At 64.2% G+C, this 23,867-nt stretch carries 23 protein-coding genes and 3 pseudogenes; 11 read left to right on the top strand and 15 right to left on the bottom strand.

Features of this window, described 5'->3' with window-relative positions; all coding sequences use genetic code 11:
- Window positions 1–14 precede the first annotated feature (14 nt).
- Window positions 15–638 carry a 2,3-bisphosphoglycerate-dependent phosphoglycerate mutase gene (locus tag ACVWYI_RS03265; protein ID WP_456661217.1) on the top strand — a complete coding sequence of 208 codons (624 nt, stop codon included), beginning with the start codon at window positions 15–17 and terminating at the stop codon, window positions 636–638.
- Between the two features lie 112 nt (window positions 639–750).
- On the opposite strand, the gene ACVWYI_RS03270 is transcribed toward ACVWYI_RS03265, so the two are convergent.
- Together ACVWYI_RS03270 and ACVWYI_RS03275 are read right to left on the bottom strand one after the other, a co-directional pair.
- Complete coding sequence (locus ACVWYI_RS03270) at window positions 751–1,647, bottom strand: methylated-DNA--[protein]-cysteine S-methyltransferase (protein ID WP_247352659.1); 897 nt, start codon at window positions 1,645–1,647, stop codon at window positions 751–753.
- A gap of 56 nt (window positions 1,648–1,703) precedes the next feature.
- Window positions 1,704–2,237 (bottom strand): DUF2244 domain-containing protein, encoded by a 534-nt coding sequence (locus ACVWYI_RS03275; RefSeq protein ID WP_456661218.1) that lies wholly within the window; start codon window positions 2,235–2,237, stop codon window positions 1,704–1,706.
- 22 nt (window positions 2,238–2,259) lie between these two features.
- On the opposite strand from ACVWYI_RS03275, the gene nth reads away from it, so the two are divergent.
- Entirely contained in the window at window positions 2,260–3,012 is a 753-nt protein-coding gene (gene nth, locus ACVWYI_RS03280; RefSeq protein ID WP_456661219.1) for an endonuclease III, read from the top strand.
- 40 nt (window positions 3,013–3,052) lie between these two features.
- Window positions 3,053–3,395 (top strand): annotated as a pseudogene (locus tag ACVWYI_RS03285) (biotin/lipoyl-binding protein); the annotation flags it as partial.
- Window positions 3,396–3,702: 307 nt separating this feature from the next.
- On the opposite strand, the gene ACVWYI_RS03290 reads toward ACVWYI_RS03285, so the two are convergent.
- A complete protein-coding gene (locus tag ACVWYI_RS03290; protein WP_354106450.1) occupies window positions 3,703–4,443 on the bottom strand; it encodes a sulfate transporter family protein in 741 nt (246 codons plus the stop codon).
- 395 nt (window positions 4,444–4,838) lie between these two features.
- On the opposite strand from ACVWYI_RS03290, the gene ACVWYI_RS03295 reads away from it, so the two are divergent.
- Window positions 4,839–5,219, top strand: a complete 381-nt coding sequence (locus ACVWYI_RS03295) for a hypothetical protein (RefSeq protein ID WP_456661220.1) — start codon at window positions 4,839–4,841, stop codon at window positions 5,217–5,219.
- A gap of 250 nt (window positions 5,220–5,469) precedes the next feature.
- On the top strand, window positions 5,470–7,113 hold the full coding sequence (locus ACVWYI_RS03300; RefSeq protein WP_456661221.1) for a S53 family peptidase: 1,644 nt from the start codon (window positions 5,470–5,472) through the stop codon (window positions 7,111–7,113).
- A 110-nt stretch (window positions 7,114–7,223) separates the two neighbouring features.
- Here ACVWYI_RS03300 and ACVWYI_RS03305 read toward each other — a convergent pair whose 3' ends face one another.
- The 3 genes from ACVWYI_RS03305 to ACVWYI_RS03315 all read right to left on the bottom strand — a co-directional run bounded on the left by ACVWYI_RS03305 (window position 7,224) and on the right by ACVWYI_RS03315 (window position 10,882).
- On the bottom strand, window positions 7,224–7,796 hold the full coding sequence (locus ACVWYI_RS03305; protein ID WP_456661222.1) for an MFS transporter: 573 nt from the start codon (window positions 7,794–7,796) through the stop codon (window positions 7,224–7,226).
- A gap of 145 nt (window positions 7,797–7,941) precedes the next feature.
- Window positions 7,942–8,388 carry a nickel-responsive transcriptional regulator NikR gene (gene nikR, locus ACVWYI_RS03310; protein WP_247352672.1) on the bottom strand — a complete coding sequence of 149 codons (447 nt, stop codon included), beginning with the start codon at window positions 8,386–8,388 and terminating at the stop codon, window positions 7,942–7,944.
- 52 nt (window positions 8,389–8,440) lie between these two features.
- A complete protein-coding gene (locus ACVWYI_RS03315) occupies window positions 8,441–10,882 on the bottom strand; it encodes a heavy metal translocating P-type ATPase (protein WP_456661223.1) in 2,442 nt (813 codons plus the stop codon).
- A gap of 50 nt (window positions 10,883–10,932) precedes the next feature.
- Here ACVWYI_RS03315 and ACVWYI_RS03320 point away from each other — a divergent pair, with 50 nt between their 5' ends.
- Entirely contained in the window at window positions 10,933–11,208 is a 276-nt protein-coding gene (locus ACVWYI_RS03320) for a metal-sensitive transcriptional regulator (protein WP_007598521.1), read from the top strand.
- A 141-nt stretch (window positions 11,209–11,349) separates the two neighbouring features.
- Here ACVWYI_RS03320 and ACVWYI_RS03325 read toward each other — a convergent pair whose 3' ends face one another.
- Entirely contained in the window at window positions 11,350–12,324 is a 975-nt protein-coding gene (locus tag ACVWYI_RS03325) for a YiiX/YebB-like N1pC/P60 family cysteine hydrolase (protein ID WP_456661224.1), read from the bottom strand.
- Between the two features lie 192 nt (window positions 12,325–12,516).
- Between ACVWYI_RS03325 and ACVWYI_RS03330 the strand changes: the two genes are divergently transcribed.
- A complete protein-coding gene (locus ACVWYI_RS03330) occupies window positions 12,517–13,914 on the top strand; it encodes a flavin monoamine oxidase family protein (RefSeq protein ID WP_456661225.1) in 1,398 nt (465 codons plus the stop codon).
- Here ACVWYI_RS03330 and ACVWYI_RS03335 read toward each other — a convergent pair.
- From ACVWYI_RS03335 to pheS, 4 genes and pseudogenes are all read right to left on the bottom strand, one after another.
- Window positions 13,911–14,681 carry a sulfite exporter TauE/SafE family protein gene (locus tag ACVWYI_RS03335; protein WP_456661226.1) on the bottom strand — a complete coding sequence of 257 codons (771 nt, stop codon included), beginning with the start codon at window positions 14,679–14,681 and terminating at the stop codon, window positions 13,911–13,913. The genes ACVWYI_RS03330 and ACVWYI_RS03335 overlap by 4 nt on opposite strands.
- A 55-nt stretch (window positions 14,682–14,736) precedes the next feature.
- Complete coding sequence (gene pheT, locus ACVWYI_RS03340; RefSeq protein WP_456661227.1) at window positions 14,737–17,145, bottom strand: phenylalanine--tRNA ligase subunit beta; 2,409 nt, start codon at window positions 17,143–17,145, stop codon at window positions 14,737–14,739.
- Window positions 17,142–17,552, bottom strand: a complete 411-nt coding sequence (locus ACVWYI_RS03345) for an endonuclease domain-containing protein (protein ID WP_456661228.1) — start codon at window positions 17,550–17,552, stop codon at window positions 17,142–17,144. The genes pheT and ACVWYI_RS03345 overlap by 4 nt, the downstream gene beginning before the upstream one ends.
- Before the next feature lie 140 nt (window positions 17,553–17,692).
- Window positions 17,693–18,776 (bottom strand): annotated as a pseudogene (gene pheS, locus ACVWYI_RS03350) (phenylalanine--tRNA ligase subunit alpha).
- A gap of 150 nt (window positions 18,777–18,926) precedes the next feature.
- Between pheS and ACVWYI_RS03355 the strand changes: the two are divergent.
- Entirely contained in the window at window positions 18,927–19,340 is a 414-nt protein-coding gene (locus tag ACVWYI_RS03355; RefSeq protein ID WP_456661229.1) for a hypothetical protein, read from the top strand.
- 9 nt (window positions 19,341–19,349) lie between these two features.
- Here ACVWYI_RS03355 and rplT read toward each other — a convergent pair whose 3' ends face one another.
- Window positions 19,350–19,709: a 50S ribosomal protein L20 gene (gene rplT / locus ACVWYI_RS03360; RefSeq protein WP_247352688.1), complete on the bottom strand. Its 360-nt coding sequence runs from the start codon at window positions 19,707–19,709 to the stop codon at window positions 19,350–19,352.
- Window positions 19,710–19,791: 82 nt separating this feature from the next.
- Window positions 19,792–19,992, bottom strand: a complete 201-nt coding sequence (gene rpmI, locus ACVWYI_RS03365) for a 50S ribosomal protein L35 (protein WP_027535561.1) — start codon at window positions 19,990–19,992, stop codon at window positions 19,792–19,794.
- A gap of 274 nt (window positions 19,993–20,266) precedes the next feature.
- On the opposite strand from rpmI, the gene ACVWYI_RS03370 reads away from it, so the two are divergent.
- On the top strand, window positions 20,267–20,662 hold the full coding sequence (locus ACVWYI_RS03370) for a hypothetical protein (protein ID WP_456661230.1): 396 nt from the start codon (window positions 20,267–20,269) through the stop codon (window positions 20,660–20,662).
- A 123-nt stretch (window positions 20,663–20,785) separates the two neighbouring features.
- Here ACVWYI_RS03370 and infC read toward each other — a convergent pair whose 3' ends face one another.
- The gene (gene infC, locus ACVWYI_RS03375; protein ID WP_085349942.1) at window positions 20,786–21,325 is read right to left on the bottom strand and encodes a translation initiation factor IF-3; all 540 of its coding nucleotides are present in this window, start codon (window positions 21,323–21,325) and stop codon (window positions 20,786–20,788) included.
- A 250-nt stretch (window positions 21,326–21,575) separates the two neighbouring features.
- On the opposite strand from infC, the pseudogene ACVWYI_RS03380 reads away from it, so the two are divergent.
- Window positions 21,576–22,401: pseudogene (locus ACVWYI_RS03380) on the top strand (alpha/beta hydrolase).
- 159 nt (window positions 22,402–22,560) lie between these two features.
- Entirely contained in the window at window positions 22,561–23,028 is a 468-nt protein-coding gene (locus ACVWYI_RS03385; protein ID WP_456661231.1) for a nuclear transport factor 2 family protein, read from the top strand.
- A 3-nt stretch (window positions 23,029–23,031) separates the two neighbouring features.
- On the opposite strand, the gene ACVWYI_RS03390 is transcribed toward ACVWYI_RS03385, so the two are convergent.
- Window positions 23,032–23,829 (bottom strand): acyl-CoA thioesterase domain-containing protein, encoded by a 798-nt coding sequence (locus ACVWYI_RS03390; protein WP_456661232.1) that lies wholly within the window; start codon window positions 23,827–23,829, stop codon window positions 23,032–23,034.
- Between the last annotated feature and the right edge of the window lie 38 nt (window positions 23,830–23,867).

Here is a 23,867-nt window from a genome sequence, read left to right on the forward strand (position 1 = left end):
ACGGAAAGCAGTCAATGAGCGAACGTCTTCTCGTGCTGGTGCGGCACGGCCAGAGCGAATGGAATCTGAAGAACCTGTTCACGGGCTGGAAGGATCCCGACCTCACCGAGCTCGGCGTGAAGGAGGCAACCGAAGCCGGCCGCAAGCTGAAGGCGCAGGGCCTCATGTTCGATGTCGCCTACACCTCGGTGTTGACGCGCGCACAGCACACGCTCGATCTCATTCTCGGCGAGCTCGACCAGAAGGGCCTGCCGACGACGAAGGACCTCGCGCTGAACGAGCGCGACTATGGCGATCTCTCCGGCCTCAACAAGGACGACGCGCGCAAGAAATGGGGCGAGGACCAGGTGCTGATCTGGCGCCGCTCCTACGACGTGCCGCCGCCCGGCGGCGAAAGCCTGAAGGACACGCTCGCGCGGGCGCTGCCTTACTACGTGCAGGAGATTCTGCCTGGTGTGCTCAACGGCAAGCGCACTTTGGTTGCCGCTCACGGCAATTCGCTGCGCGCGCTCATCATGGTGCTGGAAAAGCTCTCGCCCGAAGGCATTTTGAAGCGGGAGCTCGCGACGGGTGTGCCGATCATTTATCGGCTCAATGCAGATTCGACCGTGGCGTCCAAGCTGGATCTGGCGGGGTAGCACCGGCACCGTAGGGTGGGGCAAAGCGTAGCGTGCCCACCGTGCATCAGCGATTGCGGAACGATGGTGGGCATCGCGCGCGAAGAGCGCGCCTTTGCCCACTCTACGAAATCTACTGCATCCCCAACTGCCCGGCCTCCCAGCCCAGCATCGCCTGCTTGCGGGTGATGCCCCAGTGGTAGCCGGTGAGTGTGCCGCTCTTGCCGAGCGCGCGGTGGCAGGGCACGACGAAGGAGACGGGGTTCTTGCCGACCGCAGCACCAACGGCGCGTGAGGCCTTCGGGCTGTTGATGTTGCAGGCGATGTCCGAATAAGACACCGCGCGGCCCATCGGGATTTTCAGCAGCGTCTCCCACACCCGGACCTCGAAATCGGTGCCGATCATCACCACGCGCAACGGCTGGTCCGGCCGCCACAGTTTTGTGTCGAAGATGCGCTGCGCCAGCGGCGCGGTGCCTTCGTGATCCTCGACATAGGTCGCGTTCCGCCAGCGCCGGGTCATATCGGCGAGCGCGACCTTCTCTTCGCCGTGATCGGCGAAGGCGAGGCCGGAGAGGCCGCGGTCGGTCGCGATCACGATCGCGGTGCCGAACGGCGAGTGATGGAAACCGTAGCGCAAGATGAGCCCCGCGCCGCCGTTCTTCCATTCGCCCGGCGACATCGCCTCATGGGTGACGAAGAGATCGTGCAGCCGACCCGGACCCGACAGGCCCGAATCGAGCGCCGCGTCGAGGATGCTCGCGGAATCGCGCAGCAGGCCCTTGGCATGATCGAGGGTGAGCGCCTGCATAAAAGCCTTCGGCGTGATCGAGGCCCAGCGGCGGAACAAATGGTGCAGCTCGTCCGGCGTCACGCCGGCCGCATCCGCCATCGCCTCGATGGTCGGCTGTGCGCGCCAGTTTTCGGAGATGAAGGCGATCGCCCGGCGCACGGAATCATAGTCGCGCATCGCGGCGTTCTGGGAGCCCGGCCCGGCCAGGCGTTGGTCATGTATCGCGAGTGTCATCATGACCACAAATGTAGGAGCGCGCGGGGTGCGAAACCACCCGATTTCCGATCCGCAAATCAGGTGACCGGATTGTAGGTCGGGCCGCGCTTGGCGGCATTTAATGCTTCAACCAAGCCTTTGTAAAAACTTGCCTTTTCGTCCGGTCCCAGAAAGCCGGCGATCTGGATCTGGTGGCCTCGCGAGATCAGATAGAGATGCTCGATGCCAAAATCCTCGTCGATTTCCATGTCGAGCCGGACCCAGAGCGGATTGAACGTCCACTCGAGGACCTGGCCGCGTTGGCTGACGCGCCGCACGCGCAATTCAGATGGCGTGACCACGATCTCCTCGCTGGCCCGCGCCGCGCGGAAATTGGCCTTGAAGGCCCACCAGATCACCAGCACGTCCAGGCCGAAGAAGCCAAACACCGGCCACGCGCCCATCATCAGGAAGACGAGGCCGGTGACGAAGCTGACAGCGCTCAGAAACAGCATCACGGCAAGGAAGCCGGTGCGGTTCAGCGAGCGGTGCGGCGTCAGCCGCGCGGAAAAGATCTGAGGCTCGGCCTCGCTTCCAGATCGTTCGCGCTCAATTTCGTTGCCTGTGCTCATCGTCCCTCAGTATATCCCGATCATGGCGAAAATCACCCGCAAGCCGGCCCCGCGCAAAGCGCCCGTGCCGAAGAAAAAGGCGAAAGCGGTCGTCGCGAAGCCAAAGACCCCCGCAAAAAAGTCGCTCAAGGCGACAAAACCCTGGACGCCGGCTGAGGTCCACGAGGTTTTCAGCCGTTTCCGCAAAGCCAACCCGGAGCCGAAAGGCGAGCTCGAGCACGTCAATCCGTTCACGCTGCTGGTCGCAGTGGTGCTGTCGGCGCAGGCAACCGATGCCGGCGTCAACAAGGCAACGCGTGCATTGTTCGAGATCGCCGACACGCCGCAGAAGATGCTCGATCTCGGCGAAGAACGCCTGCGCGAGTACATCAAGACCATCGGTCTCTACCGCACCAAAGCCAGGAACGTCATCGCGCTGTCGGCAAAGGTGCTCAGCGAGTTTGGCGGCGAGGTGCCGTGCACGCGGGCCGAGATCGAGTCGCTGCCGGGAGCCGGGCGGAAAACTGCCAACGTCGTGCTCAACATGGCCTTCGGCGAGCACACCATGGCGGTCGATACGCATGTCTTCCGCGTCGGTAATCGGACGGAACTTGCGCCCGGCAAGACGCCGCTGGAGGTTGAGCTTGGTCTCGAAAAGGTGATCCCGGCCGAATTCATGCTCCATGCCCATCATTGGCTGATCCTGCACGGCCGCTATACTTGCCTCGCGCGCAAGCCGCGCTGCGAGGTGTGCCTGATCAACGATCTCTGCCGATGGCCGGAAAAGACGGTCTGAGCGAGAATTACGCGGTCATTAAGCGGTTTGGGGTGAAGTCGTGAGTCAGCAAGACCAGATCGCACCGCCATCGCCTGCCGCCGCGGCACCGACCCCACCACCCAAGCCCACGCAGCCACCGGCGAGCTCGCTGTGGAGCCGGCTCGCGATCCCGCTGTTCGCGGTGATCGTCGCACTCGGCTTCGTCGCGCTGGCAACGCAGCGGCTTCGACGAATGGGTCGGCAACGCAGTGGTCCAGACCACCAACGACGCCTATGTGCGCGCCGAGCTGACGCGGCTTGCCAGTCGCGTCTCCGGCAAAGTGCTGACGGTCGGGGTCACCGACTTCCAGCGCGTCAAGGCCGGCGATCTCCTGATCCAGATCGATCCTGCCGACTATGAACTTTGGTGAAATTACCGGTTGCGTTGTCCGGCGGCAGCAGCGCGACCTGCGCGCCGGTCGCGGGCGCAATGCTCGAAGGTGGCGCGGCTCGGATCGGAATTGGACAGCAGCGTGATGATCAGCGGCAGCGTTTGCCGCCTATATCCAGCTCATGCGGCTTGGCGGTGCCGAGATCGGCGTGGCGCTGATGGGGACGTGGCTGCGCGTCCGTGAGCAAATCCATTCCTTCTCTCCTCCGGGGGATTGTCCCATTGCGGAGACACCCTCTCCCCGACCCTCTCCCGCAAGCGGGAGAGGGAACGTCCCGTCACCGCATCTGCCGCGCCGGCTCGATCAGCTCGGGCCGCGGGCCTGATAGCCGCTTGTGCATGTGGACCATGAAGGCCATGCCGAAGATCGGCGTCGCCAGATTGACGATCGGGATCGAGACGAAGGCCGCGATGAACAGGCCTGCGGTGAAGATGGTGGCGGCGTTGTCGCGCCGCATCGCCTTGGCTTCCTCCGGCGAGCGGAAGCGCATCGCGGCGAGCTCGAAATATTCGCGGCCGAGCAGCCAGGCGGCGGCGAGGAAGAAGACCAGGAAACCGGCGCCGGCGAAAAGCACCAGCGGCAACGCGATCAGATAGACAAGGATCGTCAGCAGTGCGGTCTTGACGCCCTCGTAGATCGCCTGGCTGAACGGCAGCGCCGAACCCGGCCGCTCGGCCGGATAGTGCTCGCGCTCGATGATGTCGGCGACGTCGTCGACGAACAGGCTCGCCACCAGCGAGGTGATCGCGGGCATCAGGAATAGGCCGCCGAACACAACGCCGAGGCCGGCAGCGATCGAGACGATCCAGGACAGTACCTCGAGCGATGAGTGCCAGCCCGGACCGAGCAGGCCTTCCAGCCAGACCTCGCCATAGGTCGCAAACCAGCTCAGCAGCCGCTGCAAGCCGATCGCGAGTACGATGATCAGCACCAGCGCGACGCCGATCGACCGCCACAGGATCGAGCGCATCGCCGGCGACATCATTTGCGACAGCGCCTTTACGGCGGCATCCAGCATGGCAGTACCTCTCGCGAAACCACCCGCGAGAGGTAGACACAGGAGGCTCGTTCGGCAAGGGAGGCCGACTGACTCTGACCGCGTCATAGGAACCCTCGCCCTCATCCTGAGGAGCTTGCGTAGCAAGCGTCTCGAAGGATAGAGGCCCGAAGCTAGCGGCGGGGCCTTCATGGTTCGAGACGCGCTTCGCGCTCCTCACCATGAGGGGCTTCTACGACGTAATCCGACTGCAGCGGCTTAAGGCTCCGCCGCGATACTGGCCCAGCAGGTGATCCCGCTACAGACCGTGCTCCATCGACCAAAACCCTTGTAGATCTGGGCGGCGACCTGCTCCTGCTGCTTCAAGGTGCCTCGGCCTTGATCTGCGGGTCGGAGACGTCGCCGATCCCCTGGAGATGGAAGTGGTCGTCCGAGGTGTCGAAGCCGAAGAAGTCGTCACGGCGGACCTGCTGGAAAAGTGCTCCTGCGCGAAGGGCTGCTTCTTGAACTTCGACAGGCAGTCGAAACGCACGATCGGTGAGACGACGACGTCGCCGACCTCGAATTCCTTGCCGATGCCGCCGGCCGCGCCTGTCGTGATGACGAGCGTCGGCTGCACTTCGGTGATGATCTGGCGCCAGACGTCGATGTTCGTTCGCTGTCTTCTTCACCGCGGCATCCGCCACGCGTTTGATCGTGAAGGTCTCGCGCGGCGGCGGCGTCGTGATCGGATCGAAACCAAGATTTCGCTCAACCCATTTACGGTCAGCCAGCGTCGCATTGTCTCCGCCAATTGATTTTTGACAAACGTCTTCTGTCGCGAGCCCGGTGAGCCGGTGCCTGCAATCTTAAATCGTACTCCTTAGCGTCAAAGGGTCGTGACCGCTGACCGATTCAGCGCCGATGTGAGGCTGTCGAGGTTCTGCCCTGACAAACAAGGGGTCTTTTGAAAAAAATATTCCTCGATACCTGAACCAATCCGACCTTGAGATTACACCTATAGTTGAGGTGCGACAATCCGCCTTCCAATCACAAACGGAGGAAGTCATGGCAAGCCTGACCAAGCGTGTCGCGTTGGAGAACAGCGCACGGAAGTTGCCGAAGGGCGCCAAGCACGTCGGTGCGGCCGATCCCAAGCAGGAAATCGAGGTCAGCGTCCGCCTGCGTGCCAGGCGCTCGGACGACGAGCAGGTGATGGCGTTGGGTGCGCAACCGCCGCGCGAGCGAAAATATCTCTCGCGTGCCGAGTTCGGTGCAGAGATGGGAGCCGACCCCGCCGATGTCGCCAAGATCGACGATTTCGCGCACCATCACGATCTCAACGTCAAGAGCGTGCATCTGGCGTCTCGTACGGTAAAGCTGACCGGCACGGTGAAGGCGATGAGCGCGGCCTTCGGCGTCAAGCTCAACAAAGTGAAGCACGACGGCGCGACCTATCGCATGCGCAAGGGCAACGTGCAGATCCCGGCCGAGCTTGAGGGGATCGTGGTCGGCGTGCACGGGCTCGACAACCGGCCGGTGGCGCAGCCGCATTTCCGGCGCAAGTTGCCGAACAAGGGCGCGAGCGCGAGGGCGGCACAGGGCGGCAGTTTCTCGGTCGAGCAGATCGCCGAGCTCTACAATTTCCCCGGCGGCGAGACCGGCGCCGACCAGTGCATCGCCATCATCGAGCTCAACGACATCGATCAGAAGGGTCATCCCAGGGGGGCCGGCTACAAGTCTTCCGACCTGCGCGCCTTCTTCAAGAAGGCGGGCATCCCGATGCCGAAGATCGCGCCCGTGAGCGTCGACGGCGGCGCCAACAAGCCCGGCCATTCCGAGGCCGACGGCGAGGTCGTGCTCGACATCGAGGTCGCCGGTGCGATCGCGCCGGGCGCCAAGATCGTGGTCTATTTCGCCCCCAACACCACCAACGGCTTCATCGACGCGGTGAAAGCCGCTGTTCATGACACCGCGCGAAAGCCCTCGGTGATCTCGATCAGCTGGGGCGGACCGGAAGACCAGGAGGGCTCGCAGCAATTCGTCGACGGCCTCAACGAGGCGATCCGCGATGCCGCGGCGATGGGCGTCACCGTCTGCGTCGCCTCCGGCGACAACGGCTCGGCCGACATGGGCCAGGATTGGGACGGCAAGCCGCACGCAGACTTCCCCGCCTCGAGTCCCTTCGCGCTCGCCTGCGGCGGCACCAATCTCAAGGCGCCGAACGGGACCATCAACGAGGTGGTCTGGAATGGCGGGCCGCGGGGCGGCGCGGGCGGTGGCGGCGTCAGCGTCATGTTCGCGCAGCCGAAATACCAGGCCCACGCGCACGTGCCGAAATCGCCGGCGCATCGGAGCGGCCGCGGCGTCCCTGACGTCGCCGGCGATGCCGATCCCGCGACCGGCTATCAGATCTTCCTCAATGGCGTCGGCACCACGATCGGCGGCACCAGCGCGGTGGCGCCGCTGATGGCCGGATTGATCGCCCGCATCAACGAGGCGACGATGAAGAAATTCGGCAAGACCGTCGGCTTCATCAACCCGCTGATCTACGCCTCGCATGCGCAAGGCGTGTTCCGCGACATCACGGCCGGCAACAACGACATCACCGGCGACCTGCACGGCATGTACAAGGCCGGCCCCGGCTGGGATCCCTGTTGCGGTCTCGGCGTCCCCGACGGTGCGGCGTTGCAGAATTTGCTAGCGGTGTGAACTCTTCTCTCCCTCTCCCCGTTGTTGCGGGGAGAGGGTCTCTCTTCCGTCATTGCGAGCGCAGCGAAGCAATCCAGAATCGCTCCGCAGAGGCAGCCTGGATTGCTTCGCTACGCCGCTACGCTCGCAATGACGAACCACATCACATCGAGCGGCTTGCCGCGCACGTTCGGGCCGAACAGCGTCATGGCGATCACCACGATCAGCATCGCCGCGGTGATCGGGCCGAACACACCGGTGACGCCGGCTTCCTTCAGCATGTAGGCGACGATGAAGCCTGAGAGCGTCGTGCTCAGCCGGCTCATTGAATAGACGAGGCCGGAGGCACGCGCGCGGACCTGGGTCGGGAACACCTCGGTCTGATAGGCGTGGTAGGCGTAGAACATCGTCGTGTTGCAAGCTGTCAGCAGCACGCCGCAGATGATCAGCAGCGAAGGCTCGGTCAGCCGGGCGAACGCCATGCCGAAGATGATGATGGCGGCGCACGCCCCCGCGATGATCCATCGCCGTTCGAACCTGTCGGCGAAGCTCGAAGCCAGCAGCGGCGCGATCGGATAGGCGAAGGCGACGATGAAAGCATATTGCAGGCTCTTGGTGACATTGATGCCTTTCTCGACCAGCAGCGTCGGCACCCAATTGGCGAAGCCGTAGAAGCCGAAGGCCTGGCAGAGGTTGAACACCATGAAGAGTGTCCCGGACGCGGCGCGGCATGAAATGACGCGACGCAGAGCCGGGACCCAGGAGCTTGCGCTAGCGGTGAGATGGGCCCCCGGCTCAGCATCGCATCACTCTGTGCTGCGCTGCGTCCGGGGCACGAGAGGATAGCTCCTACTCATGCCGGTGCCCGTGCTTGCGCGCCTTCGCCTGCTTGCCTTCACCCGTCGGGATCATCACCACGCGGCCGTAGCGGACGCCGCGTTCGGCGATGATGTGGTCGGCGAAATGTCTGACCTCGCCGGCATCGCCGCGAAGCGCCGTCATCTCCATGCAATTGTTGTCGTCGAGATGGACATGCAGCGTCGCCAGCGCGAGGTCGTGATGGCCGTGGAATTCCTGCACCAGGCGTTTTGAGAGATCGCGGGCGGCGTGGTCGTAGACATAGACGAGGCCTGCGACGCAGGGGCCGGTCTGTGCGGTGTTTTCGCTGCTTTGTTGCAGGCCGGCGCGGGCGAGATCGCGAATCATCTCGGACCGGTTCTGATAGCCGCGCGCTTCCGCCGCCGCGTCGATCTCCGCCAGCAGATCGTCCTCGATCGTGATCGTAATTCGCTGCATGAAAATGCCCCCTCGCGCCGCTCGATGCCGTTTTACACGGATTTGGCGAGGCTCACAGCTGCGTTGCCCTCAGCCGCAACGCATTTCCAACGACGCTCACCGAGGACAGCGCCATCGCGGCCGCGGCGATGATCGGCGACAGCAACACGCCGAACGCCGGATAGAGGATGCCGGCCGCGATCGGAATGCCCGCGGCGTTGTAGATGAACGCAAAGAACAGGTTTTGCCGGATGTTGCTCATGGTCGCCTGCGACAACTTTCGTGCACGGACGATGCCGGTGAGATCGCCCTTGAGCAGGGTGACGCCGGCGCTCTCCATCGCCACGTCAGTGCCGGTGCCCATGGCGATGCCGACTTCGGCGGCGGCCAACGCCGGCGCGTCGTTGACGCCGTCACCGGCCATCGCGACGCTGCGGCCGGCCTTTTGCAACTTTGTCACCACCGCGCTCTTCTGATCCGGCAGCACCTCGGCCTCGACCTCGGCAATGCCGAGCCGGCGTGCCACCGCTTCCGCCGTTGTGCGGTTGTCGCCGGTCAGCATGATGACCTTGATGCCTTCGGCCGCCAATGCCTTCAGCGCCTCCGGGGTGGAAGCCTTGACCGGATCGGCGATCGCGAACAGGCCGGCAAGCCGCCCATCGACGGCCATGTTGATCACGGTTGCGCCGTCGCCGCGCAGCCGTTCGGCCTCGGTATCAAGCGCTTTGGTGTCGATGCCGATCGACGTCAGATATTTGGCATTGCCGAGCACGATGGTCTTGCCGTCGACCTCGCCGGTCGCGCCCTTGCCCGTCGGCGAATCGAATTGCTCGACCTGGCCCAGTGCGAGCTGCTTGTCCTTCGCCGCGCGCATGATCGCGTCGGCCAAGGGATGCTCGCTGGCGCGCTCGACGCTCGCCGCAAGGCGCAGGATGTCATCTTCAGCAAAACCGGCGGCCGCCACGATCGCGACCAGCTTCGGCTTGCCCTCGGTCAGCGTGCCGGTCTTGTCGACCACCAGTGTGTCGATCTTCTCCATCCGCTCCAGCGCCTCGGCGTTCTTGATCAGCACGCCTGCCTGCGCACCGCGGCCGACGCCGACCATGATCGACATCGGGGTCGCGAGCCCGAGCGCGCAGGGGCAGGCGATGATCAGCACGCTGACGGCGGCAACGAGCCCGAAGGCAAGCCGCGGCTCCGGCCCGAACCAGGCCCAGGCAGCGAAGGCTGCGAGCGCGACGGCGATCACCGTCGGCACGAACCAGCCCGCGACCTGGTCGGCCAGCCGCTGGATCGGCGCGCGCGAGCGCTGCGCGTCGGCAACCATCTGCACGATCTGCGACAGCAGCGTCTCGCGCCCGACCTTGTCGGCGCGCATGATGAAGCTGCCCGACTGGTTCAGCGTACCGGCGATGACTTTTGCGCCGCTCTCCTTGGTGACCGGCATGGATTCGCCCGTCACGAGCGACTCGTCGAGCGAAGAGCGGCCCTCGAGGATGATGCCGTCGACGGGCACCTTCTCGCCGGGACGAACGCGGAGACGATCGCCGGCATGGAGCGTATCGATCTCGACCTCGTGTTCGGCGCCGTCAGCATCGACGCGGCGCGCGGTCTTCGGGGCGAGCTGCAACAGCGCCTTGATCGCGCCGGACGTCGCGTCGCGGGCGCGCAGCTCCAGCACCTGGCCGAGCAGCACCAGCACGGTGATCACAGCAGCCGCTTCGAAATAGACGGCGACCGCGCCGCCATGGCCGCGGAAGGTCGCGGGGAAGATCTGCGGCGCGATGGTGCCGATCAGGCTGTAGACATAGGCAACGCCCGTGCCCATCGCGATCAGCGTGAACATGTTGAGGTTGCGCGTTAGCAGCGACTGCCAGCCGCGCAGGAAGAACGGCCAGCCCGCCCACAGCACGACGGGCGTGGCGAAAACGAGCTGGATCCAGTTCGACAGCGTCGGATCGATCCAGTTGTGCGGGCCCGCGAGATGGCCGCCCATCTCCAGCACCACCGCCGGCAGCGCCAGCGCACCGCCGATCCAGAACCGCCGCGTCATGTCGGCGAGCTCGGGGTTGGGACCGCTGTCGAGGCTTGCGACCTCCGGCTCCAGCGCCATGCCGCAGATCGGGCAGCTTCCCGGTCCGACCTGGCGTACGTCCGGATGCATCGGGCAAGTGTAGATCGTGCCCACGGGCATCTCGGGCTCGGGTGTCTTCTGCTCTTCGTTCTTCTTGGCGAGATATTTTGCGGGATCGGCGGCGAATTTGGTGCGGCAGCCGGCCGAGCAGAAATGGAAAGTCTCGCCGCGATGGGCGAACCGGTGCTTTGAGGTCGCGGGATCGACCGTCATGCCGCAGACGGGATCGTGGACTCTTGTCGCGGCGGCGCCGTGGTCGTGGGCGTGATCGCCGCAGCAGGAGGAAGCCGCGGGCTTGGCGGCCGGCGCCGCTTTGCTGGAACAGCTGCATCCGGAATGTGTTTCCGGCTTGGGGTGGTGTCCGTGTTCGGCGTCGTTCATTGCCATGCTCCGGCCTTGCAACTTATACCCTGGGGGGGTATATAGCCACCATGCGCAAGGACATCAAGGCATCCGTCGGAAAACGTCTCGGCCGGATCGAGGGTCAGGTTCGCGGCCTCTCGAAAATGGTCGAGGAGGACCGCTACTGCATCGACATCGTCACGCAGATCTCAGCGGTGCGAGCCGCGCTGCGCCGGGTCGAGGAAGAGGTTTTGAAGGACCACGTCGCCCATTGCGTCGAGCATGCGATCGCGAGCGGCGACAAGGCCGACCAGCGCGAGAAGATCGCGGAGCTGATGGCGGTGATCGGGCGGGCGGAGCGCTAGGTTTCCACCGTCATTGCGAGCGAAGCGAAGCAATCCAGAATCCCACCGCGGTGACAGTCTGGATTGCTTCGCTTCGCTCGCAATGACGGCGTTGAGGGAGGCGAGCACCACCCCAATCGCCGGGCACGACGGCGGACGTTTCTACGCCGCCATCTCCTGCGCCCGTCCGCGTGCGCGGTACCTTGCGAGCTCGTTCAGCAGCACAAAATGATCGGAGAAGGCGACGGTCATTTCCGCAACCGCCTCAGGCATCACTTGCTCAGCCGGAATTTGATCCGGCGCCTCTTTGTCAATCGCTTCAGGAACGAGCGGCGGCGCACTGAGCGTTTCTGGAAAGACACTGAAGGTGCCGGCTACCTCCTCGAGCGGCTTCTGCTTGTCGGCCCAGTGCAGGGCGGTGTAGTCGAAACCGTGCACGATGGTGGGTTTGACGACTTCGAAATAGGGCGAGATGTCGAAGTCGCGGGGCATGTAGAGCGAGGAATCGCGAATATGCAGGATCTCGCGGCGGGCAGCACGACTGCCGGCCTTGGTGATCTTGGGCAGGATCGGATAGCGCACGGCGTCGAAGGCCTGCGCGATCAGCGCCGAGCAGATGATCTTGGTGGGATCGCCCGAGCCGATCGAGATCATGCGGCGTCGCCAGCGCTGCGGGATCGGCAGCGGAAACAGAAAGCGCATCAGGTCGACGATGTTCTTGGTGTCGTAGCCGAAGCCGATGCGGTTGATCGCATAGCGGCAGACCGTGGTGCGGTCCTCATAGGACAGCCCGACCGGGCGGCAGACCCGGGTGTGATAGGGGAAATATTTCGAAAGCGGCGCGGAGGTGACGCCCTCGCCGATATTGGCCTCGATCAGCACGTGGGGCTCGCCGTCGGGTTCCTCGGCGCCCTCGATCGGGCCGACATAGAGTGCGGCATGCGACCAGGTCGACTGCGTCAGATATTTGATGATGCCGGAAATGCGGTTGTTGCCCTCGACCAGCAGCACGTCGCCGGGCTCGATGACGCCGCGCAGATGCTCCGGGTCGCTCGGCGTGAACGGCTCATAGCCCGGCACCTCCTTCGAGAGGTACGCGGCAATAAGCTTGCCGGCTGAGTCTAGGACCGTCCCCATGTCGAACTCTCCCCACGGCCTTTTCCGGCCGCCTTTTTCTCTTCTCTATCATGGTCGAAACGTCTTGCAATTCGGTTCATAGCTCTGTGAGGTCAAGCACGATTGATTCACCATGATAGTTGCCGTGCAACATCGGATGCGGCAAGGTTCGCTAGCTGTTCCCGTTTGCCGCAAGTCTCCGGAAACCATGACATGACAATCACGCGCCGCAGCTTCCTATCGGCGTCGGCGGGCCTTGCCGCGATGCCGGTCCTGCGCGCAACCGCGGCGACCCTGCCGCGCGAGGCTGACATTGTCGTGATCGGCGCGGGCGCGGCCGGAATTGCCGCAGCGCGGCGCATCATGGCGGCCAATCGCAAGGTCGTGGTGGTGGAAGCTGCAGGCAAGATCGGCGGGCGCTGCATCACCGACACGACGACCTTCGACACGCCGTTCGATCGCGGCGCGCGCTGGATGCACAATCCCGACACCAATCCGATGATCCGGCTGGCGCGCAGTGCAGGGCTCGACGTGCTGCCGGCGCCATCGGGCCAGAAGATGCGCATCGGCCGCCGCAATGCGCGCGCCGGCGAGACCGAGGAATTCCTGGCGGCGCTGGTGCGCGCCAACCGCGCCATCGACGAGGCCGGGCGCGGCAAGCTCGATACGGCTTGCGCATCGGCGCTGCCGAAGGATCTCGGCGACTGGGCCGGCGCGGCCGAGTTCATGCTGGGCGCGAGCTTCGCCGGCAAGGACCTGAGGGAGCTTTCGGCGATCGACAAGGCGCGCGCGCAGGATCGCAACGCCGCGATCGCCTGCCGCCAGGGCCTGGGAACTCTGATCACCAGGCTCGGTGAGCAGGCGCCGGTCGCGCTGTCGACGCCGGCGAGCCGCATCGTCTGGAGCAATCGCGACGTCAGTGTGGAGACGCAGGCCGGCAGGATTGCCGCACGCGCCGCCATCATCACGGTCTCGACCAATGTGCTGACCTCGGGTGCGATCAAGTTTGGGCCTGACATTCCCAAGCGCACGCTCGACGCCGCCTCGAAGCTCACCCTCGGAAGCTACGATCATATCGTGCTGCAACTGCCGGGTAACCCGTTGGGCCTGTCGCGCGACGACATCCTGATCGAACAGAGCAACTCGACGCGCACGGCGCTGATGTTCGCCAATATCGGCGGCTCCTCGCTGTGCTCGATCGATGTCGGCGGCTCGTTCGGCCGCGATCTCTCCGAGCAGGGCGAGAAGGCGATGACGGCCTTCGCCAGGGAATGGATCACAAAACTGTTCGGCAGCGAAGTCGCGGCCGCCGTGCAGAAAGCCAGCGCGACGCGCTGGAACGCCTCGCCTTTCGTGATGGGTGCGATGTCGGCGGCCTCGCCCGGCGGTCAGCTCTCGCGAAAGATTTTGGCCGAGCCGATCGGCAACCTGTTCCTCGCCGGCGAAGCCACGCACGAGTCCCTCTGGGGCACCATCGACGGCGCCTGGGAAAGCGGCGAGCGCGCCGCGGACGCGGCACTACGCAAGATCGGGGCGCTGAAGGATGAGCCGAGCGATGTCCCGACGCAGTCGACGAAGAGGCGGCGTGCGCCGCGACGGCAGGGCAACTAGCGCAGTATGCCGTCTAACACGGGCAGCCCGGCGATCACCGCTGTCGCGATCAGCCCGTAGCAAATCGCGCGGAACACTTTCTCGCTGGCACGACCGAACAGCGAGGCGCCGAAGGCGACGCCGATCGCATAGACCGGACCGACGATCAGCGAGAGCACGAGCGATTCGCGCGAGATCAGTCCTGTGGTCGCATAGCTGACCATCGAGAAAAAATCCGATGCGCCAAAAAACAGCAAGATGTTGGCGCGCGCGACGATCGATGCGACCGGGCGGCCGAGCCAGTAGCCGACGATCGGCGGGCCGCCGGTCTGTGCGAGGCCGCTGCAGAACCCGGAGAGGCTGCCGATGCCGATCGAGAGCCAGGCGTGGTCCTTGCCGCGATAGCGCCAGCCCGACAGCAGCAGAAGCAACAGCGCGGCGACGAAGCAGGAGATGATCCAGCGCGTCGTGACGGGCTCGAGCACGCTGAGGAAATAGGTGCCGACGGGTACGCCGACCAGCGCGCCGAGCACGATCACCGCGGTGGCCTTGCGATCCGCCTTGCGCCAGGCGTCAGGCAGCAGCGGCGCGGCCGCGATGAAATCGATCACGAGGAGCAGCGCGGCAACGAGCCGCGGCGTCGCGATGCTGCTCGCCAGCGGCATGAAGATCAGCGCCGAGCCGAAGCCGGAGAAGCCGCGCGCGGTGCCCGAAACGAAAGCGACGGCGCAGAGCGCCATCGCAATGGTGAGGCTGACGTCCTTCGGAAGAAAGTCAGTGAGACTCATGCTCTTCGCTGCTGGAGCATGACGTTGTCCGAAAACCGCTTCACACTTTCCGGCATCATGCTCTCAAAGCGCCGCCGGTCTTCTTCGTCACCTCCGCCACGATTTTCGCGCCGACGGCCTCGATCTCCTGGTCGGTCAGCGTCTTCTCGCGCGGCTGGATCGTCACCGCGATCGCGATCGACTTCTTGCCGTCGTCGATGCCCTTGCCTTCATAGACGTCGAACACGTTCACGCCGGTGATCAGCTTCTTGTCGATGCTCTGGGCCGCGCGCACGATGTCGCCGCCCTTTACGGTGCGGTCGACGATGAAGGCGAAATCGCGCGTAACAGGCTGGAAGGCCGACAGCTCGATCACGGGCTTGGCGCGGGTCGGCTTCTTCTTCGCCTCGGGGACACGGTCGAGGATCACCTCGAACACCATCAGCGGGCCGCCGGCACCGAGCGCCTCGAGCGCGCGCGGATGCATCTCGCCGAAATAGCCCAGCACGTTCTGCGGCCCGATCTGGATCGTGCCGGAGCGCCCGGGATGCAGCCAGGACGGGCCGCCCGCGACGATTTGAAGTGCCTGCATCGGCGCGCCGGCAGCAGCCAGCACCGCAAGCGCATCGGCCTTGGCGTCGAACAATTCAGCCTGCGCCGAACCCGACCAATGCCGTCCCAGGCCTTGCGACGACGCAAAGCCGCGGCGGACGCCGCTTGCCGCCGTGAATTGATCCTGCGGGCGATCGCCCTTGAACACCTGCCCGACCTCGAACAGCGCGACATCGCCAAAGCCGCGATCGGCATTGGCCTGCGCCGCCCCGATCAGGCCCGCCAACAGCGTCGGGCGCATGTCGGAGAGGTCCGCCGCGATCGGGTTGGCGACCTCGAGTTCGCGCTGGCCGCCGCCGAACAGTTTTGCCGCAGACTTGGTGATGAAAGACCAGGTCACCGCTTCGATGATGCCGCGGCTCGCCAGCGCGCGCTTGGCGCGGCGGGTGCGGAGCTGGAGCGGGGTCAGCACGGATTTGCGCGCGTCCTCGCCGCGCTCAAACGGCGTCATCGGCACCTTGTCGACGCCGAAGATGCGGACGACTTCCTCGACGATGTCGGCCTTGCCGTGCACGTCGGAGCGCCACGACGGCACCGCGATCTTCACGACAGGGCCCGGGCCCGCCATCATGAAGCCGAGATGGGTCAGGATGCGCTTCATCTCCGGCATCGGCACCTCGATGCCCGAGAGCCGCTTCACCTCGGTGACCGGAAAATCGATCACGCGGTCATCGCCGAAGGTCTTGCCGACCACGACGTTCTCCGACGGCGTGCCGCCGCACATCTCCATCACCAGCCTGGTCGCGAGCTCCAGCCCGGGGACCATGAAGGCCGGGTCGACGCCGCGCTCGAAGCGGTAGCGCGCATCCGAATTGATGCCGAGCTTGCGGCCGGTCTGGGCGATGTTGATCTCGTTCCACAGCGCCGATTCGATCAGCACGTCGGTGGTGGTCTCGTCGCAGCCCGAGGCCTCGCCGCCCATGATGCCGGCGAGCGATTCGACGCCGTGCTCGTCCGCGATCACGCAAATCGCGGGATCGAGATTGTAGCTGCGGCCGTCGAGCGCGAGCAGCGTCTCGCCGTCACGGGCGCGGCGCACCACGAGATTGCCCTTCACTTTCTTGGCGTCGAACACGTGCAGCGGCCGTGCGCGGTCGTAAGTCATGAAGTTGGTGATATCGACCAGCGCGTTGATCGGACGCAGGCCAATCGCGGTCAGCCGCTTCTGCAGCCATTCCGGCGACGGGCCGTTCTTGACGCCGCGCACGAGACGAAGCGCAAAGCCCGGGCACAGTGCGGCGTCTTCGACCGTGACCGTCACCGGACACGGGAATTCGCCTTTGATCGGCTTGATGGTGGGGTCCTTGAACTTGCCCATGTCGGCGGCAGCAAGATCGCGCGCGATGCCCTGCACGCCGGTGCAGTCCTGCCGGTTCGGCGTCAGATTGATCTCGACCACGGGATCGCCGAGGCCGGCCCATGCGGCGTAAGCAGCGCCGATCGGCGCATCGGCCGGCAGTTCCATGATGCCGTCATGGTCGTTGGAGATCTGCAGCTCGGCCGCCGAGCACAGCATGCCGCGGCTTTCGACACCGCGGATGGTGCCGACGCCGAGCGTGATGTCCTTGCCGGGAATGTAGGTCCCGGGCGGCGAGAACACACTGACGAGACCCGTCCGCGCATTCGGCGCGCCGCACACGACCTGCACGGGCGCGCCACCGTCACCGGTCTCGACCATGCAGACGCGCAGCCGATCCGCATTCGGATGCTGCTCGGCGGATATCACCTTGGCGATGGTGAAAGGCTTCAGTGCCTTCGCCTTGTCCTCGATGTTCTCGACCTCGAGCCCGATCATGGTGAGCTTCTCGGCGAGCTTTTCCAGCGGCTCGTCGGTGTCGAGATGATCCTTCAGCCAGGAGAGGGTGAATTTCATGGCTGTGTGCCTCGGCTTTTGTCGGTGTTCACTGAGTTGCTTTGGTCGGTGTCAATGTTCCCTCCCCCCTTGTGGGGGAGGGTCAGGGAGGGGGGTAAGCCGCGGGCTCCGGCAGAAGCTGCCTGGCGAATTACCTGTACGACTCCCTCCAAATTCGTCATCACCTGTTCATTGGTGAAGCGCAGAACCTGAAATCCTTCGGCAGCGAAGAACGCGTCGCGACGTTGATCTGCCTTTTGACGTTCCTCGAAATTGTGAGATTCCCCATCGACCTCGATGATGATTTTCGAGGAGAAACAAACGAAATCGGCGATATAGCTCCCGATCGGAGTCTGACGTCGGATGCCGACACCATCCATACGGTTGGCCTTCAGGTAACGCCACAGCAGTGTTTCGGCGCGCGTCATCGCTCGGCGAAGTTGCTTCGCCCGGCTGCGCTGACGCTCGCTTACAACTCCGTGCGGCATCCGCGGCTACCCCCCTCCCTGCCCCTCCCCCACAAGGGGGGAGGGAACGGAGAGAGTCTTGGTGTGTCCGAGCACGAACATCACGAGCTCAGCCCTCCCGCGAGGGTCGGCACTTCCAGTGGCTTGAAGCCGTAATGGGACAGCCAGCGGACGTCGTTGTCGAACAGCTGGCGCAGATCGGCGATGCCGTATTTCAGCATGGCGATGCGGTCGATGCCCATGCCCCAGGCAAAGCCCTGGTACTCGTCGGGATCGATGCCGCAGGCGCGCAGCACGTTCGGATGCACCATGCCGCAGCCGAGAATCTCTAGCCAGTCTTCGCCCTCGCCGAAGCGGATCTCGCCCTTGTCGCGGCGGCACTGGATGTCGACTTCCAGCGACGGCTCGGTGAACGGGAAGAACGAGGGCCGGAAGCGCATGTTGATGTGGTCGACCTCGAAGAACGCCTTGCAGAACTCGTGCAGAATCCATTTGAGGTGGCCGAGATGCGAGTGCTTGTCGATGACGAGGCCTTCGACCTGATGGAATTGCGGCGTGTGGGTCGCATCCGAATCGATGCGATAGGTGCGGCCCGGGCAGATCACGCGGATCGGCGGCTTCTCACTCAGCATGGTGCGCACCTGCACCGGCGAGGTGTGTGTGCGCAACAGCATGCGCGAGCCGTCCTCCTTCGGATGGAAGAAGAACGTATCGTGCATCTCGCGCGCGGGATGGCCTTCGGGAAAATTCAGCTTGGTGAAGTTGTAGTCGTCAGTCTCGATATCAGGACCTTCGGCGACCGAGAATCCCATGTCGGCGAAGATCGTGGTCAGCTCGTCCCAGACCTGGCTCAGCGGATGAATGCGGCCGGCTTCAGTCGGTGCATCGCGCAGCGGCAGGGTGACGTCGATCGTTTCCGAAGCGAGCCGCGCGTCGAGAGCCGCCGATTTCAAAACGTCGCGCCGCGCGGCGAGGGCCTCGGTGACCTTGTCCTTGGCCTGGTTGATCGCAGCGCCTTGCGTCTTGCGCTCGTCCGGCGACATTTTTCCGAGCGTGGCAAGAAGCGCCGAGATCGAACCTTTCTTGCCGAGGGCTGCGACGCGCACCGCCTCGAGGGCGGCCTCCGTCTCCGGCGGCGGCGATCTGGTCGAGGATGGATGTTTCGAGCGTTGCGAGGTCGGACACGGTCAAATCCCTGCTGCCAAATTCGGCTGGGTTGTCGCCGCCCGAAGGCCGTAACGTCAAGCGAAAAGCCGGTCATTTCGGGCTGACGAACGGCTGGGTTGAACCTCGCGCGGGGGCTTGGCACCAAGGGGATACGAGGAGGCTTTCGCGATGCTCTCAAGATCCGGTCTGGCTGTTCTGGCCGTCGCTCTCTCTGTTGCCGGCACCCCGGCGCGCGCCATGGTCTGCATGGAGAAATCCATGACGCTGGACGAGGTCGTCGACACCATCGGTGCCCAGAAGGGCTGCGAAGGCGCGATGAAGGTGTTTCAGGATTGCCAATTGACAGCGAGCGGCGATGTCCAGCTCGGTGCCGCCGTCGAGAAGAAATGCGAGGCGGATTTCATGCCCGGCCTCAACATGGTGCGGAAACAGGCCTACCAACGCGAGATGCGTGTTTGCGACCGAAAGTACCGGAATAAATCCGGCACCATGTATCTGTCGTTCACGGCATTCTGCCGGGCGGAGGTCGCCCAGCGTTACTCGCAACGCGCGCTGAAGGCTGCGGGCTCGAAAGCCCGCTAGCGCGGCCTCTTAGGCCGCGAGCGCAGCTTTGGCCTTCTCGGCGATCGCCTGGAACGACGCGGGCTCGTTGATCGCGAGATCCGACAGCACCTTGCGGTCCACGGTGATCCCGGACTTGGCCATGCCGTCGATAAAACGGCTGTAGGTCAGGCCGAACGGACGGACGGCAGCGTTAATGCGCTGGATCCAAAGCGCACGGAACGTCCGCTTCTTGCGCTTGCGGTCACGGAAGGCGTACTGCATGGCCTTGTCGACCGCCGGCTTGGCAGTGCGGATGGTGTTCTTGCGGCGGCCGCGGAAACCCTTGGCGGCCTTGTAGACTTTCTTGTGCTTGGCGTGGGCGGTCACACCGCGTTTGACGCGAGCCATGACAAATTTTTCCTTCAGAGATGACTTGGTTTTCGGATCGCCGCGAAAGTTGCGGCGCTGGTGGCAATGATCGTGGACGCGATCAGGCGTTCGGCAAGAAGTACTTCTTGACGTTGTCGCCATCGGTCTTGAACAGCACGCTGGTGCCGCGAAGCTGACGGATCTGCTTCTTCGTCCGCTTGATCATGCCGTGACGTTTGCCGCGATGGGCGAACATCACTTTGCCGGTGGCAGTCACCTTGAAGCGCTTTTTGGCGCCCGATTTGGTCTTCAGCTTGGGCATTTTGCTCTCCTATGGCCACAACAGAATGCCGCCCGTGAAGGCGGCTGGCCGTCTAAAATGCTCGTTAGAGCGTTGATTGTGCTCAGGTTTTTGCGAACTAGCGCGAAACCCGCACGGACACCGCCGCGGCAGCCCTTAATCAGCCGGGCGATGAAGGCTGGGCTTATGACAGAGGACAAGCCAATTGGCAACGGTGAACGCGTGGAACTTACCTGGCGACTATCCGTAATTGCTATCCTCATGTCCAAGACATGCCGCGCGGAGCAGGACCAAAATGTCCCATTTTTCCCAATCGCTTTTGACTGATTTCGCTCGTCCGCGCCGCCTGGCGCTGGCCGTGCTCGCCATTGCTGCGCTTCCCTCGACCGCCGATGCTCGCATCGACCGCTATGACGGCGTCTGGAACGTCACCTTCGCCACCACCCGCGGCAATTGCAGCTCCGGCTACAGCGTTCCCTTTACCGTCGCCGGCGGTCGGGTGTTGTCCGCCGGCGGTGGCCGAGTCTCCGGCAAGGTCAATCGCAGCGGCTCCGTTGCAGTCCGGGTCTCGGTCGGGGCGTCCCATGCCAGCGGCGGCGGCCGGCTTGCCGGCATGGCCGGCGCCGGTTCCTGGCACGGCATCATCTCCGGCGACCGCTGCAGCGGCACCTGGCACGCGACAAGGACGTAACTATCGCCCAAGAGGACGGTGCGCTCCCTCTCCCGCAAGTGGGAGAGGCAAGAAAAACAAAACGGCCCGCCGGAAATCCGGACGGGCCGTTGAATTCGCTAATTCAAAGTAGCGGTGTCAGCGTCAGCGCGGCGCCAGCACCATGACGACCTGACGGCCCTCGAACCGCGCGTCCTGCTCCACCTTGGCGAGCTCGGCGACGTCGGTCTTGATCTTGTCGAGCAGCTTGGTGCCGATCTCCTGGTGCGCCATTTCGCGGCCGCGATAGCGCAGAGTGATCTTGACCTTATCGCCCTCTTCGAAGAACCGCTGCATCGCGCGCATCTTAACTTCGTAATCGTGGTCGTCGATCATCGGGCGGAGCTTGATCTCCTTGATCTCGACGATCTTCTGCCGCTTGCGGGCTTCGGCAGCTTTTTTCTGCGCGGAATACTTATACTTCCCGTAGTCCATGATCTTGCAGACGGGAGGGCTGACGTTCGGCGAGATCTCGACCAGATCCATGCCGGCCTCCTGGGCCAGGCGGATAGCCGCGACGGTCTCGATGGTGCCCTTGTTGTCACCGGTCTGATCGATCAGCTGGATCTGCGCATTGCGAATATCGTCATTGATGCGCGGCCCGTCTTTGGCGGCAGTGGGTGGGGCTTTATTGGGACGGCGAATGGGTGGTTCTCCAAAGTTATGAAAAGAGGCGGCTATTTTGCAGGAAGATACGGTTGCCGGCAAGCAATTCGCTCGTGCGGCGGTCGAAAAAGCCTCAACTGCGAGGCATTTTGGCCACGCCAGGGCACGAAGACCGACATAGACACCTTGCTTCTGTTCCGCAAGCGTCCCAAAGGGCCAATGCCGATGTCCGGCTGCGCTGCGGAGCACGTCCGGACAGCTCAAACCGCACAGTCAGAGTAAACGTTCCATGAATCACCCAATTCCCGATGCCGTGCTCGACTTCATCGATGTGGGCGAGGGCCCGTCCGCACGCCGGATCGCGGTGCGCAGTCGGCGCGGGCAAGGACCTGGGCAAGGACCTGAACAAGGACCGGGACTGGTTTGGCTCGGCGGGTTCAAGTCGGACATGCAGGGCAGCAAGGCCGTGGCGCTGGACGAATGGGCCAGGGATCGCGGCCGTGCCGTGGTCCGGTTCGACTATTCCGGCCACGGCGAATCCGGCGGCGACTTCGCCGATGGAACCATCGGGAGCTGGCTCGAGGATAGCGTGGCGGTGTTCGAACGGTTCTGCGACGGCCCGCAAGTCCTGATCGGCTCGTCCATGGGCGGCTGGATGGCGCTGCTGCTCGCGCGCGAAATCAAGAAGCGTCAAGAGAAACAGCAAGCCAAGGCGTCGCTGGCGGGCCTGGTGCTGATCGCGCCGGCGCCCGACTTCACCGAGGAGCTGATGTGGAAGAACTTTCCGGCCGCGGTGAAGAAAGAAATCGAGACCAAGGGTGTCTGGCTGCGGCCGTCGGACTATGGCGACGGCTCGCCCTATCCGATCACGCGAAAACTGATCGAGGAGGGGCGCAAGCACCTCGTGCTCGGCAGCGCCATCGATCTCGGCTGGTCCCGTCCGCATCCTGCAAGGCGCGCAGGATCCTGATGTACCCTGGCAGCACGCGTTCGCGCTGACACATCGCCTGCCGGCCGACGACGTCGTGCTGACCATGATCCAGGACGGCGATCACCGTCTCTCCCGCCCGCAAGACATCGCGCGCATTCTTGCCGCGGTGGCCGAGATCGGGTGAAGGTGTAGTACTCGGTGTCATCGTCCGCCTTGTGCGCAATTCCGCACTGGGGCGGACGATCCAGTATTCCAGAGCCTGCAGTGATTGAACCGAGAAGCTGCGGCGTACTGGATGCCCCGCCTTCGCGGGGCATGACGAAGAGAGTGGGGAGAAACACCGATGACCACCACCGCCATGCTGCGCGCCTTCTGCGACGCCGTCGAACAACGCGACGGGAAAGCCTTCGCCGACCTGTTCGCCGAAGACGGCGTCTATCACGACGTGTTCTACGGCGCCTTCGACGGCCGCGAGAACATCGCCGCGATGATCGACGACTGGTTTTATCGCACGGCCACCGATTTCCGCTGGGACATGCACGATCCCGTGTCCGACGGCACCACGCTCTATGCGCGCTACACGTTCAGCTACCGCTCGACCTTGCCCGAGGCGAATGGCGCGCGGACGATGTTCGAGGGCGTCGCGATCATGACGCTACGCGACGGCAAGATCGTCAGCTATCACGAGGTCGCCAACACCGCGCCGGCGTTTGTCGATCTGAAGTTTGCGCCCGAGCGCATCGCCAAGATCGTCGCCAGGCAGGGCGCTGAGCTCAAGGCGCGGCCGGAGATGAAGCGGCATTTGTCCTGACGGTTACGGCGGCGGTGGCTTCGCAATCGGCTTGCGCTGCGCCAGCGCTGCGACCGTGGCGGTGCCGATCGGGCCCGCTTCATCGTAGAGCCAGCATTCACCGATTGCCACGCCGTCGGTGGCCTGGTGGTTGACCACGTCGAAGCCGATCCAGTTCGTCACCGGCAAGCGGTGCAGATAGATCGTGACGTCGCTGTTGATGTAGCGGAGCCCCTTGTCGCCGGCGTTCGCGAACGGGCTGGCGAAATCGGCGCCGGTGGCGACGTGGACGAACGGCGTCATCGGCACGCCCGCCACCAGTTCGCGCACCTCGCTCATCCAGAGTTTTCGTGGCCCGAGCGAGCCCATATGGCCGACGATCGGCCGCGTCGCCCATTTGCCGTTCATGCCGAGCCTGGGATCGGTGGGCTTGGGAATGTCGGCGGGCTTCGGCACGTCCCAGTTCGGCGGCGACCAGACATTGCCTTCCGGATTCTGCGTTAGCCGCAACAGCTGACACGAAGCGCGCGCCATGCCGACACCGCCGGACAAGAATTCCGCTTCCACGACGCGGATGCGCATTCCGTCGCGCACGAGACGCGTCGTCACCTCGATCGGCTTGTCGATGGTCGGCAGCCTAAACATGTCGACGGTCAGGCGCGCCGGCACGAATTCAGGACCGGAATGCCGCTCCTCGATGGCGAAGCCGAGCAGGCCGATGATGACGCGTCCGTGCAGCGATTTCGGATCCCACGGACCGTTGGCGACTTCCGTCGGATGGAATGTGTCGCCGTCGCGAGTGAAGAAAGGCGTGTTTGTCATGGCGCGCGAGATTGAAGGAACGCGTGGGGAAATCAAGA

This window comes from Bradyrhizobium sp. LB13.1 (assembly GCF_054056815.1).